Annotated in this window: 13 protein-coding genes; all 13 read left to right on the top strand. The window is 43.0% G+C overall.

Going from position 1 to position 12,836, the window contains the following annotated elements; all coding sequences use genetic code 11:
- Positions 1-6 precede the first annotated feature (6 nt).
- The 13 genes from V6C21_RS09530 (at position 7) to V6C21_RS09470 (ending at position 12,798) form a co-directional block, all read left to right on the top strand.
- Entirely contained in the window at positions 7-513 is a 507-nt protein-coding gene (locus V6C21_RS09530; protein ID WP_034840530.1) for a TadE/TadG family type IV pilus assembly protein, read from the top strand.
- Between the two features lie 32 nt (positions 514-545).
- Complete coding sequence (locus V6C21_RS09525) at positions 546-1,001, top strand: Tad domain-containing protein (RefSeq protein ID WP_034840532.1); 456 nt, start codon at positions 546-548, stop codon at positions 999-1,001.
- A gap of 27 nt (positions 1,002-1,028) precedes the next feature.
- Complete coding sequence (gene cpaB, locus V6C21_RS09520; protein ID WP_034840535.1) at positions 1,029-1,787, top strand: Flp pilus assembly protein CpaB; 759 nt, start codon at positions 1,029-1,031, stop codon at positions 1,785-1,787.
- 30 nt (positions 1,788-1,817) lie between these two features.
- On the top strand, positions 1,818-2,996 hold the full coding sequence (locus tag V6C21_RS09515) for a CpaE/TadZ family protein (RefSeq protein WP_045085202.1): 1,179 nt from the start codon (positions 1,818-1,820) through the stop codon (positions 2,994-2,996).
- Positions 2,997-3,032: 36 nt separating this feature from the next.
- Entirely contained in the window at positions 3,033-4,361 is a 1,329-nt protein-coding gene (locus V6C21_RS09510) for a CpaF family protein (RefSeq protein ID WP_479268901.1), read from the top strand.
- Between the two features lie 11 nt (positions 4,362-4,372).
- Complete coding sequence (locus V6C21_RS09505; RefSeq protein ID WP_045085201.1) at positions 4,373-5,305, top strand: type II secretion system F family protein; 933 nt, start codon at positions 4,373-4,375, stop codon at positions 5,303-5,305.
- A gap of 10 nt (positions 5,306-5,315) precedes the next feature.
- Positions 5,316-6,242, top strand: coding sequence for a type II secretion system F family protein (locus V6C21_RS09500; RefSeq protein WP_479268900.1), 927 nt, complete (start codon positions 5,316-5,318; stop codon positions 6,240-6,242).
- 2 nt (positions 6,243-6,244) lie between these two features.
- Entirely contained in the window at positions 6,245-6,589 is a 345-nt protein-coding gene (locus V6C21_RS09495; protein WP_045085199.1) for a DUF192 domain-containing protein, read from the top strand.
- Between the two features lies 1 nt (position 6,590).
- Entirely contained in the window at positions 6,591-8,105 is a 1,515-nt protein-coding gene (locus V6C21_RS09490) for a coiled-coil domain-containing protein (protein WP_045085198.1), read from the top strand.
- A 570-nt stretch (positions 8,106-8,675) separates the two neighbouring features.
- Entirely contained in the window at positions 8,676-9,488 is an 813-nt protein-coding gene (locus V6C21_RS09485; protein ID WP_034840544.1) for a MerR family transcriptional regulator, read from the top strand.
- 169 nt (positions 9,489-9,657) lie between these two features.
- The gene (locus tag V6C21_RS09480; RefSeq protein ID WP_479268899.1) at positions 9,658-11,655 is read left to right on the top strand and encodes an oxidoreductase; all 1,998 of its coding nucleotides are present in this window, start codon (positions 9,658-9,660) and stop codon (positions 11,653-11,655) included.
- A gap of 305 nt (positions 11,656-11,960) precedes the next feature.
- The gene (locus V6C21_RS09475) at positions 11,961-12,341 is read left to right on the top strand and encodes an ATP-binding cassette domain-containing protein (RefSeq protein ID WP_479268898.1); all 381 of its coding nucleotides are present in this window, start codon (positions 11,961-11,963) and stop codon (positions 12,339-12,341) included.
- On the top strand, positions 12,310-12,798 hold the full coding sequence (locus tag V6C21_RS09470) for an ABC transporter permease (protein WP_479268897.1): 489 nt from the start codon (positions 12,310-12,312) through the stop codon (positions 12,796-12,798). Before V6C21_RS09475 ends, V6C21_RS09470 begins: the two co-directional genes overlap by 32 nt.
- Positions 12,799-12,836: the final 38 nt, after the last annotated feature.

Genomic DNA, 12,836 nt, shown 5'->3' with positions numbered 1-12,836 from the left:
AATGACATGCTGAGATTTAGAAAAGAATCCGGTCAGTCTATGGTTGAATTTGCGCTCGTACTGCCAATCTTCCTTATGATACTTTTTGCAATTATAGACTTCTCTTGGATTGGCTATCAATACATATGCTTTGATTACAGCTACAGAGAGGCAAGCTGGGAACTTTCAATAGATAATGATCAAGTCGATAAAGAACGTTATATAAATGGGAACGATGCAGCTAAATTAATTATAAAGAATGTAAAAAATTCTGCTTTGGGCATAATTACAGATAATCTTACCGTCTCCAACGCGAAAATTCATCTTTGGAGCAATAAAAAAACAGATCATTATCCGGGGGCGGGTTCTAGATATGAAGATAAAACGAACTATTGGAGGTATATGGAACTAACTGCAAACCTTAAATATAAGATATACCCAATAACCCCTTTGGGTAAGATTTTTATAAAAGACGCTCTTGTATATACAAAAAAGGTTAATAAAACAAGGTTGCTGCAGACGAAGAGCGTATAAAACAGGTTAGTCATAAAAGGGGTGTCAACGAATTGAAAAGGTATTTTAGCGAAGAACGCGGGAATATCGCAGTACTCTTTGCTTTCGTATTCATCGTTTTGGTTGGTATGGCAGCAATGGCAACAGACATAGGACTCCTCGCGATAAAACGGGCCCGCCTAATGGAAATAGGTCAAATCATGCGTGACGCGAGATTTGAACAGTCTCAGTTGATATGGGAAGCAGACGATCCCGCCCAAAAATTCGACGAAATCGTAAGAGAATACGGTATTAAGAATGGCCTTAGAGATGATCAAATTCAAACAGAATATACTACGGTTGAAAATTCAAGGACACGCCGTGAATGTAAGGTTGTTATGAAATTTACGGATACATATAAATGCACAACCTTAAGGTTATTCGGCCTTAATGAGGTGCCGATAAAAGTCACCATCAACGGTTCAGCTTATGAACAAAACAGTAACGGTGTTTGGAGTCCAGGCCGATAAACAAAATCTATTTCTGGGGTTGATTTAATGAAAAAAATTCAGATAATAGCCATTATTGCGGCTGCCCTAACCTTCATTTGTGTGCTCTCTATCATGATTCCTAAGAAATCCACACAGAAAGCCGTTGAAAACAAACAAACTAAAGTCGTAGTTGCTGTACAGAAGATAAATCCTATGACTGTAATCACCAAAGAAATGCTGAAAACAAAAAACATAAACGCCAAAGACATCAAAAGCGATGCATTTTCAGATGTTTCAAAGGTTGTCGGGAAGATTGCAACCGAAGAAATCCGATCTGGCGATCAGATAACAGAAAGCAACACTGATAATGCTGAGGATTCGAAATACGGTCTGGCGGTAAAAATTCCAAAAGGCATGCGTGCAGTAACTTTAAGCTTTGAAAACGACGCACAAGGGGCGCTCGACAATCTTTTGAAAGTCGGAAATACAGTTGATGTGATCGCTATCTATAAACTCTCTTCAGCTGAAAATACAAGTATATCAGTAATGCGAGCGCAGATGATCATGCAGAAAAAACAGGTTGTCGCCGTCAATAACACTTTTAACAATCAGGAGAACAACAAAACCAGCAGTAGCTCGAGCAGTCAAAGCGAAAATGAGAGTAGTGACACCGGAGGCAAAAATATCACGCTGCTTGTAACGCCGCAGGAATCAATTGACCTTCTGTTATACCAGCAAGTCGGCAAGATAAAACTAACCCTCAGATCCCAGACGGACGACGAGACAGTAACAGTCGAGGCAAGAACTGTGGCTGTCAAAGGTTAATTGAATTCCGCGATGAAAGGGTAAGGACCAATGAAACTAAGAGTTTTAATTTTCTCAAGCGATGATACAAGCGGATATATACATTCATTGCTCAGCAGTGATCAGATTGAACTTGTAGGCAATGTTAAGGATGAAAATATAGTTCTCGACGAAATCAGCAGAAAGCATCCGGATATTATCCTGGTGGTCGTCACTGATTATATCAATAAAGCGCTGCGCACCTGCCAACAGATTTACCTTTTAAGGCCGAGGACCATTCCGGTTGTTTTAAGCGACGAAAACGACCCAATTAATCTGCGCAAGATCATGCAGACTGGAGTACATTACATACTTCCACTTTCAATAGACAGTGAAAGCCTGATAGAGCAGCTTCACGGTATTTATTCCAATGAAATGACCCGTATTATTGCTATGGAAAATACCGCCGCTACTACATGGAAGTCGAAGCTAATCGTCGTATTTGGGGCGCAAGGCGGTATAGGCAAAACCGCTTTAGCCGCCAATCTTGCGGTTAAGCTTGCCCAAAGAAAAAGGAAAGTAATGCTCCTCGACTATGACCTTCAGTTTGGGGATCTGAATGTGTTTATGGGCATTGATTCAAAAGATACCATTTCGGATTTGCTTCAGGAACAGAGCAATCCGAATGCAGATACCATCAGGAGATTCTGCTCTCTCCATGCTTCTGGCGTCAACCTCTTATCCAACCCCAGAAGCCCTGAGTTTGCTGAAGGCATTTCAGTAATGCAGACAGAAAGGATTGCAGCCTCATTAAGGTCCTATTATGACTATGTAATTGTTGATACTGCCACCTCTTTCAGCGACATTAACCTGTCGTGTTTCGACGCGGCTTCTGAAATCCTGTTTGTCACAGATATGGATATAGCCGCTCTCAGAAACTCAAAAAAAGCTCTGACGGTACTGAAATCTCTGGTCGATGATAAAAAGATAAAGCTGATTATCGGCAAGCAATACCCCGGAAACATAAGCATTGCGAATGTCGCAAACGCATTGGAAATGCCAATATGGGCCAGTATACCTTATGACCAGAAAACCATGGTCGACGCCCTTAATCAAGGTATACCGGTGGTTTTAGATGCTCCGAACAGCAAAATAAGCAAAGCCTATACAATGATTGCAAATCAGCTTGACCAAAGTACCGAACCTGAGAAAAACAACAGCAACACAAAAAAAGGCTTGTTCAGAAAGTAAGGAAAGGCGGTAATAGTCTTGTCTCTCAAAGAACGGATGGACAGAACTAAATTTGGTCAAAACCCTATTTTTGATTCTCCGTTTGATAATCCACAGACTGCGCTGATTGATAAATACGCGGATTTAAAAGAGGCTGTTCACCGTGAAGTAATAGATATCTATAATTCACGTTTCCTTGAGTCGGCAAACCCAGATGATCAGCCTCTGGATATGATGGATGTCATAAAGGAAAGCATTGCAAAACAAAATGTCACTCTGACCCGGGCTGAGGAAAACAGGATTGCTCAGGAGATATATGACGATGTCGTCGGATTAGGCCCTATTGAGAAGCTGGTGCGCGATCCGGACATCTCTGAAATTATGGTCAACGGACCTAAAAGTGTCTATATAGAGAGAAAAGGCAAATTGGAAGCAGCAGGCGTCTTTTTCAAAGATGATGAACATGTTCTTAATATCATTAACCGCATCATCTCCGCTGTCGGACGCCGGTGTGACGAGGCAAATCCAATGGTTGACGCCCGCCTTTCAGACGGTTCCCGTGTCAACGCGGTCATACCGCCGATATCTGTAAAAGGGCCGTGCATAACTATCCGAAAATTCAAAAAAACACCTATGCAAATCACTGACTTGATTAATTATAATACGTTATCAACCGGTATGTCCTTGTTTTTGGAGGCATGTGTAAAGGGCAGATGCAACATCGTAGTCTCCGGTGGTACTGGCAGCGGTAAAACAACGCTCCTTAATGTTCTCTCAGGTTATATACCGGAGAGCGAGCGCATTATAACGATTGAGGACGCCGCTGAACTTCAGCTCATGCAGCGGCATGTAGTCACACTGGAAAGCCGTCCCGCCAACATTGAGGGCAAAGGAAGAATCACCATAAGGGATCTTGTTAGGAACTCACTCCGTATGAGACCGGACAGGATAATCGTTGGCGAGGTCAGGTCGGGTGAGGCTTTGGACATGCTCCAGGCCATGAATACCGGCCACGACGGTTCATTAACCACAGTACACGCCAATTCTCCGCGGGATGTCATTTCCCGTATCGAAACAATGGTATTGATGGCAGGAATGGATCTTCCGGTTAAGGCAATCCGCGAACAGATAGCCTCCGCGATAGATCTGATTGTTCATCAAGCGCGTATGCGTGACGGGAGCCGCAAGATCGTCAGCATATCTGAAGTAGTCGGTATGGAAGGCGATACGGTCACCCTTCAGGATATATTTGTTTTCCGTCCTGAGGGATACGATTCAAGCGGAAGAATTCACGGTAAATTTGAGGCAACGGGTATCCATCCTCATATACTTGACAAATTAAAGAATAACGGGGTAGTTATCCGTGATGATTGGTTTACCAGGTGAGGAGAATCAAAATGAATATATTATTGGCGATATCCGCTTCTGTTCTGGCTTACTGCTTGGCAGTGATGATTCTCGGCCGTGTATTTAGAAGGAGTATAAATCTAAATTCAAGACTCAATGCCTTGAAAACAGTGGGAACTGAAGAAGAGACGCGTATTCGCCGGAGAAAGGTAAAGAAATCAAAGTTTTCCTTTCTGCACGTTCCGCAAAAGATTAGGGCTGACCTGATCACGGCAGGAATTAAACTGCAGCCGGAAGAGTACCTGATGATGTGGATATGCGCGTCAATACTGCCGGCTCTGCTCGCTTTCGCTATAAGCGGCAACATCTTTGCGTGCCTTATATTCGTAGTGATAGGTGCGGCGTTGCCTCCGATTATCGTTTCTATCGCCCATAAAAAGAGGATTGAAAAGTTTAACGCACAGCTCGGAGACGCTTTGATGATTATTTCCAACAGCCTGCGGGCGGGCTTCTCCTTCGAGCAGGCAATCGCCAATATCGCACGAGACCTGCCTGAGCCGCTGGGCTATGAGTTTATGCAGGCTTCGAGGGAACTTGAACTGGGAGTCAATTTGGAAGAAGTCCTCAACAAGATTGCCGAGCACATGCAAAGCAAGGATATGGAGCTTTTGAATACAGCAGTCATCATCCAAAGACAGGTCGGCGGCAATCTCGCCGAGATTATTGATAATATATCTGCGACAATCCGCAACCGAATTCAAATAAAGAGAAATGTGAAAACCCTTACAGCCCAAGGCAGAACTTCAGGAAAAATTATCGGTTTGCTTCCGTTAATTCTCCTTACCGCAATTTCTATGATTAATCCTTCATATATGCAGCCGCTTTTTACAACTACATATGGCTACATAATGCTCGGGATAAGCGTGCTGCTTGAAATAGTAGGATTCCTTATAATACGCAAAATGGTAGACATTAAGTACTAAGGGTGATGATATGAAATTTATTCTGCCGTTCAGCAGCGCTGTCCTTGTATTTTGCATCGTAGTTATGCTTTTAAGTCATACAGGCAAGCGGACAATCAGGCTAAATAAACGTCTCGAAAGCGTTAAAGAATTAGGACAAAAACCAAAAGACGAATTGGATGCAATGAATCTTCCCTTCAATGAACGCTTTCTTAAGCCTATGCTTAACCGCCTGCTGGGATATATCGGCAGCGTTCTGCCTATGAGCAAAAAGTCGCTGAAAAGGCTGACGGACCAGCTCTCCCAAGCGGGTATACGCATGTCGGCAAGGAACTACGCTGCAATGAACGTGCTTATCATACTCGGGTTAACTATCATTTGCGGATATATTGGAATTTTACTGAAAAAGCCGCCTCTCATTGTAGCTCTGTTTGCACTGGGAGGTTTTTACGCAGGTTATGCATTACGCAGATTCTCGCTGACAAGCTTGATTACAAAACGCAAAAACGCTCTTCAGTCACAGATGCCCGAAGTATTAGACCTTCTAAGCGTCAGTGTTTCTGCGGGTCTTGGATTTGATCAGGCCCTTGCCTATGTTGTTAGTAAAAGCGAAGGCCCTCTTATAGATGAACTATATGTCGCTCAGCAGGAAATTGCGCTCGGACGCCCGAGAAAAGATGCACTGAAGCGTTTCGCCGAACGATGCAATATCGAAGAAATTCGGCTGTTTGTAAGCGCAGTGGTTCAAGCGGACGAGTTAGGAATATCAATGCAGAATGTCCTTACCGCTCAGGCACAAATGATCCGTACAGCGCATAAACAGCGGGTTGAAGAAGCCGCTATGAAAATACCAATAAAGTTGCTCATACCACTCGTATTGTTCATTTTCCCGGTTATCTTCATTATCCTGTTAGGCCCTGCAATACCAACAATCTTACAAACGCTTGGGGGACTTTAATCATGATTATCTACCAAAACGGCGAGTTTCTGTTTTCCGAGGTCAAAGTGGCAAACACGTTTTGGAAACGATTTAAGGGACTGATGTTTAAAAAGAATATGTCGCCGAATGAAGCGCTGTTATTAAAAAACTGCAGTTGTATTCATACATGTTTTATGCGCTTCCCTATCGACGTTGTTTATTTGGACAATGATTTCAAGGTCTTAAAGACTGAATCCGTTAAGCCATGGAGAATCGGAAGTTTTGTAAAAGGCGCAAAACATATAATCGAAATAAAAAAGGGCGAAGCCGAAAAATTTCAACTTGGGTACCCGATACATTTAGGTACCGCGGAGAGGAAGGGTTAGTATGAACGATTTCCCTGATTTCAAATCGAATGAAATACCTTTTGCGAAAATGCCTACTGTCGCAGAGCGAAGCATTGAAGATGAGCTCAAGGAGAAACTAAAGCCGGCTACATTCGGCGGATACTCCAAAAGCAGCGTCGTCCAATATGCAAAAGAGCTCAAAGATTTCTTGGAGCAGATGCGGACAAATCTAGAACAACAGATCAGAGAGTTAGTATCGGAAAAAGGAAACCTTTCGCAGGAGTGTGCCCTTTTGCGTTCTCAATTGTCCGATGCGGAAAAACGCCTTGCAAATCTTCAGAGAGAGTCCCAGGAAAAAGAACAGCATTACACGAAAATCATAGACGAAATGAATCTCAAGATAAAGAATATGGAAAGCGATAATGAGGCTTTGCGCGCAGAAAATGCCCAGATCAGAGAGGCTGAGGCAGAACTACAAAAGCTGCGTCAAATGCTGCAGCAGAAGGAGGACGAAATAGAAAGCTTGTCAGCACAGTTGGAAAACAGTAAGAAAATCAATGATGAACTTAAGAACAAAATAAGAGAACTTGAAAACGTCCAGCAGAAGCAGGATGAATACAACAGAGAATTGGAACAGCTTAAAAAAGAAAACATGGCTTTGCTAAATCAGCTCAAAGAAGCTGAACACAAAAATCAGCTTCTCAAGGAAAGCACTACCAATGAAAAGAATGCTGTCTCAGAAAAGCTGGGAGCAGTATTGCAGCGCAATAGGCAGCTTGAAGAATCGCTCAAGAAAATTAAGAGCGAACAGTCCAATTATCTTATCCAGTCAGAAAAAAGCTATATTAATAAGCTCGAAATGGTCTATAAGGCCTTGAAAAAAGAAGAGGACGACAAAGCCGCTCTTCTCAAGCGGCTCGAGGAGCAGGACAAGGTCAATGCAAGACTGATAGATAAGGTAAAAACTTTAACCGTCCTTGTTCAGAACAGCGAAAACAATCCTTTAGTAAATGAACTGAAGTCGAAATGCTCCCGCAACGAACAGGAAAACCGGCAACTCAAGCTGCAAATTGAACAGCTTTGTGAAAAGGTCAATGTAATGGAAAACGAGATTAGAAACAACCTCTCTCAACTGGAGCAGCAAAAAGCGATGTTCCAATCCCTTATATCGCGGTTTATGGAAACACAGGATAAGCTGCGCAGTGTTATCAAAGAAAAAAATGACCTGGAAGTTCGCAATTTAAATCTTGTACGCGATGTAACAAGGCTCGAAGCCAAGTTATCGGCCGCGGGAAATGCAAATGGTTTCGATAACCATGACAATATGGCATTTACAGTTCTGAAGGCACAAGCAAATAACGGTGATACTACAACGCGCGATTCTATCGATATTCAAACAGACAGTGCAGAGATACCTTCAAGCAGTTTATCCAGTCAGGATTCGGATGAGAATATGGCAAAAAACCTGTCTGACCCAATTGATATCAAAGAGGCAAGAACCTTGAACCTATCCCAGTGGCTCGAGCAGGAACTAAAGAAACAAGGCAACAGATAATGCACAATGGAAGGTGACGAATTGCAGTATTCAGTAATAGGATTAGTGCCGTGCTTAATTGTCACTTTGATTGTTTTTTTGCGGCCTATAGTAAAAAAATATCTGAATATAATACTTATGTTTTCTGCTATTGTCCTTAGTGTATTTATCTTTTGCCTCTATATTTTTTCCAAATAGCCGATACATAAGATGTGTAGTATTAATTGTCATATAACTTTAGCCAGCTTTACTTTCTGCTGCCCCAATCAGCAGATGTTCCCAATATAAAGCTGAACCTTACCCAAATGAACTGGTTTAAAGCCTTCGCTTTTCAGGCAAAATGCGTCTTGCCTGAATCTGCGGAGGCTTTAAACTTTGCACTATTTTTTGCTGAACTGTTGATTTGGCTTTAATAGTATATTTTACTATCTAAACTATTAAAGCCCAATCATAATTTGTTTCTGCTGAGGTACGTATTTGCTGCGAATTGCCCAACTGTGTATAATTATATAGAAGTAAAAACATATACAAAAATTATGCAATTTTCATCAGAAAATCTGATAGTTGCTACAGGGTTTTGGAGTGTTTACAGTGAAATATCATGTAAGCGAAGTAGCGAGAATTCTTGGGATAACGCCGGGCGCACTTCATTTTCTTGAGGGAAAAGAGATTATTGAGGCAAAAAGAGAAAAAAATGGATACCGCTATTATGATGAAAATGATATTTTCAGATTGCTCTCTTATTTTAAATATCACTCAATGGGAATTTCCCTCAAGGATATAGGCAAACACTTCAGCGGCAAGGAAAAAGACCGCAATAAAGTAATCGAACGTGTAAGACAAAGCCGATTGCGGTGCCTACAGATGATTTCTTATTATCAACATCTTTGCGAATTAATCGGTGATTACCTTGAAGAGTGCGAAAGAATTCCCGAATTAATTGAAGATTATGAATTTACACAGAACCCTGAACTGATTTTTGTCAGCTACGGCCAGCAAGGATGGATTTCACATGACAAGTCTCAGCAAAAGGAAATTTATAAATGGGTAGATGCCATGCCTGCAACACGCCTTTCAGTCCTTTGTACCGGATGGGAAAATCAAACCGATCAGTCCTCCGCCGTATTAGGCTATTCCATAACACCTAAAGAAGCAAAAAAGTTAAACCTTCCCTATGACAATAAAAATGTTGTTTTTCTGCCTTCACTGCCCTGTTACCATACAATTGTCATCGCCGATTCTGATTTTGCCTTCTCTCCCGGCAAAGTATTTGTAAAAACTATGGAGCATATCCGCAAACGCAATCTGGATATTTCAGCGGCACCTTTCGGTAACATACTGCTGGTAGATGTCGACGGGGACATCACACATCCTATTGTAGATCTGTGGTTTCCTGTCCGATAACGCCAGCCAATACTGCCTTCTGTCCCGCCCATGTCCCACAGATGACGGGATAATAATTCGTTGTAGCCCTTGACTCAATAGTTACTATTGGCAGTATATTGTTAATTAAATAGCAATGCTAAACATTACAAATATACAGCCAATTAAATCTAACAGCGGGGTGAGCGAATTGGAAAAAAAGTATGAGATTTTATTTGAACCGGTTAAAATCGGCAAGGTCGAACTGAAAAACAGATTCTGCCTTGCTCCGATGGGACCGCTTGGTCTTTCTGATTCAGAGGGTGGTTTCAATCAGCGTGGTATCGACTATTATACCCGGAGAGCAAAAGGCGGAACAGGCCTGATTATTACCGGCGTCACATTTTCCGACTTCAAAGTCGAAAAGCAAAGTATGCCGAACTGTCCTAATTCCACCTACAATCCTGTTCATTTTGTAAGAACCGGAAGAGAAATGACAGAACGTATTCACGCCTACGGTAGCAAGGTTTTTCTGCAGATGTCGGCCGGTTTCGGACGCGTAACAATTCCAACAAACTTGGGAGAATTTCCGCCCGTCGCACCCTCCCCGATTCAGCATCGTTGGCTGAATAAAACATGCCGTCCGTTGGAAGTGGAAGAAATCAAAAGCATAATCAAGTCGTTCGGCGACGGAGCTTTAAACGCCAAGCGCGCCGGATTTGACGGCGTTCAGGTCCATGCAGTACATGAAGGATATCTCCTTGACCAGTTCGCCATAGCGATGTTCAACCAGAGAACGGATGAATACGGCGGCTCACTTGAAAACAGACTGCGTTTTGCAAAGGAAATTGTTGAAGAAATCAAATCGCGCTGCGGAGATGATTACCATGTCTCCCTGCGCTTCAGTCTTAAAAGCATGATTAAAGACTGGCGTGAGGGCGCATTGCCCGGAGAAGAATTCGAAGAAAAAGGCCGTGACATTGAAGAAGGCATTGAAGCTGCTAAGCTCCTGGCCAAATATGGATACGACTCGCTGGACGTCGACGTAGGAACATATGACGCATGGTGGTGGAACCATCCGCCGATGTATCAAGAAAAAGGCCTCTATATACCGTATGCAAAGATGGTCAAAGAGGCCGTCGATGTGCCAGTCTTCTGCGCAGGCAGAATGGATGACCCGGATATTGCGGCCAAAGCAGTTCGTGAAGGCGCATGTGACATCGTTAGCCTCGGCAGGCCGCTGCTGGCCGACCCAGATTATGTTAACAAACTCCGGGCAGGGAAAATAAACGAAATCCGGCCGTGCATTAGCTGTCAGGAAGGCTGCATGGGACGGATTCAGGAGTATTCTATGCTCAACTGTGCCGTAAACCCGCAGGCGGCAAGAGAACGGGCAACCCAATACAATCCTGTTTGCAGGCCAAAAAAGGTTATGATAGTCGGCGGCGGAGTTGCAGGATGTGAAGCCGCTCGTGTTCTTGCTATACGCGGTCACAAACCTGAACTGTTCGAACAATCTTCGCGTCTGGGCGGAAATCTGATTCCCGGCGGAGCGCCTGACTTTAAACATGATGATCTGAGGCTGGCAAGCTGGTATGAAAATCAGCTTAATCTGCTGAAGGTTCCCGTAACGCTGAACACAAAGGTTACAAAAGAATTTGTCAAAGCACATGATTACGACGTTGTAATTGTCGCGACTGGTTCCAATCCCAAGACCATATCACTGGGCGATGACGAACATGTTTATACCGCGGCAGATGTGCTCAACAAGGTCAAAGATCCAGGTGAACGCGTTGTAATAGTCGGCGGAGGCCTGGTTGGATGCGAGACGGCTCTTTGGCTGGCACGGAACGGCAAAAAGGTTACCATTGTCGAGGCCCTTGATAAATTGCTTAAAGTAAATCCGCCGCTCTGCTCGGCAAACAAAGAGATGCTTGAGCGTCTTATCCCGTACAACAAGATTGACGTTTTAACGTCGGCGAAAGTAACCGGATTTAAAAATGGAGTCCTTACTGCAGATGTAAACGGTGAGACGAAAGAGATAAGCTGCGACAGCGTTGTCCTCTGTATCGGATATGAGCCGGAAAATTCGCTCTACAAGCAACTTGAACAGGAGGTTCCGGAGATTTACCTGCTTGGCGACGCCCGCCGCGTGTCCAACATCATGTATGCAATTTGGGACGCTTTTGAAGTCGCAAACCACATATAAACATTCCATATAAAGGGAGACGGTTGATTCCGCCTCCCTTCTTTTTGCTTTTCAAAACTGATTTTCTAATTAAACTTGCAAGCACATTCTACTGTAATATAAAATTGCCTTAGTAAGATCACAGAGTAGTATGGTGTGAGAAACTGTAATATTATGCCTCACTCCAGCCGTTTTTTCATGCTATTTTTTACATTAATTTAACATTGTGCTATTATAGAGTATGTGAAAACACAAATTCTCATTGTTTTAAAATGCAATTTGCCTACAGCACGCACATTGAATTTATTCATTTGGAGGGGGTCAATTTGCCAACTCAAAGTGCAGTAACTATCAGTGACCTGACCGTTAAATTCGGGAACGTTACTATTATTCCCCACCTAAACCTGGAACTGCAGCCGGGCCAGCTCATCGGATTGCTTGGCCCTTCAGGGTCGGGCAAAACGACATTGGTAAAGGCCATCATGGGAATGAATAAGTTTTCCGGCAATATCAAGATTTTTAATCAGGATGTTCCCTCACTCAAACTTTGCAAACAAATCGGCTACATGGCCCAAAACGATGCTTTGTATGAAGACCTTTCTGCAATGGACAATCTGCTCTTCTTTTCGTCTATGTTTGGATTAAAAGGAAGAAGCTTCGCGGCGTGCAAACGAAATGCTCGATTTAGTAGACCTGCAGAAGGATAAGAAAAAGCTGGTCAAGAATTTTTCAGGCGGAATAAGTATTAACAGTTTGGGTTTATGCATTAGGCATATTGCCAATGAAAGCCTGCGTTTCAGTTACGGACAGTTAAAAGCGATGTCGTCCAAAAGTAACGTCTTACTGGCGGCTGGCTCTTTGGCACTTGGAACCTTACTATCTGCATTCGCAAGAAACGAATTTCAACTTTTCCAGTTTATCCCTATTGTCATCGTCCCTCAGGTTCTCTTCTGCGGGCTATTCGATCTGCGCGGTGCCCCAACCTGGGTCATCGTCCTCTCAAAAATATTCCCGTTGACCTACGCTGCGGACGCTTTAACCGATGTTGTCTTGAGGGGATTTGATATTTCATATATTTATTTTGATTTAATTAGCCTTGTGTGTTATACTGTAGCCTTCCTTGCTTTAAACTCTCTGGCTCTCAAAAAATACCGCAGGCTATAGTAATATTGAAAGCAGATTTACCGTAAAAAAGCTTCCTT

Source organism: [Clostridium] cellulosi (assembly GCF_036762875.1).
GTDB classification, from domain to species: Bacteria; Bacillota; Clostridia; order Oscillospirales; family Ethanoligenentaceae; genus Ruminiclostridium_D; species Ruminiclostridium_D cellulosi.
This window is presented reverse-complemented; position numbering and strand designations above follow the sequence as displayed.

Excerpts from the sequence above, each read along its gene's own strand:
- V6C21_RS09530 (WP_034840530.1), top strand. The coding sequence starts at position 7 with ATGCTGAGATTTAGAAAAGAATCCGGTCAGTCTATGGTTGAATTTGCG.
- cpaB (WP_034840535.1), top strand. The coding sequence starts at position 1,029 with ATGAAAAAAATTCAGATAATAGCCATTATTGCGGCTGCCCTAACCTTC.
- V6C21_RS09515 (WP_045085202.1), top strand. The coding sequence starts at position 1,818 with ATGAAACTAAGAGTTTTAATTTTCTCAAGCGATGATACAAGCGGATAT.
- V6C21_RS09510 (WP_479268901.1), top strand. The coding sequence starts at position 3,033 with ATGGACAGAACTAAATTTGGTCAAAACCCTATTTTTGATTCTCCGTTT.
- V6C21_RS09505 (WP_045085201.1), top strand. The coding sequence starts at position 4,373 with ATGAATATATTATTGGCGATATCCGCTTCTGTTCTGGCTTACTGCTTG.
- V6C21_RS09500 (WP_479268900.1), top strand. The coding sequence starts at position 5,316 with ATGAAATTTATTCTGCCGTTCAGCAGCGCTGTCCTTGTATTTTGCATC.
- V6C21_RS09495 (WP_045085199.1), top strand. The coding sequence starts at position 6,245 with ATGATTATCTACCAAAACGGCGAGTTTCTGTTTTCCGAGGTCAAAGTG.
- V6C21_RS09490 (WP_045085198.1), top strand. The coding sequence starts at position 6,591 with ATGAACGATTTCCCTGATTTCAAATCGAATGAAATACCTTTTGCGAAA.
- V6C21_RS09470 (WP_479268897.1), top strand. The coding sequence starts at position 12,310 with ATGCTCGATTTAGTAGACCTGCAGAAGGATAAGAAAAAGCTGGTCAAG.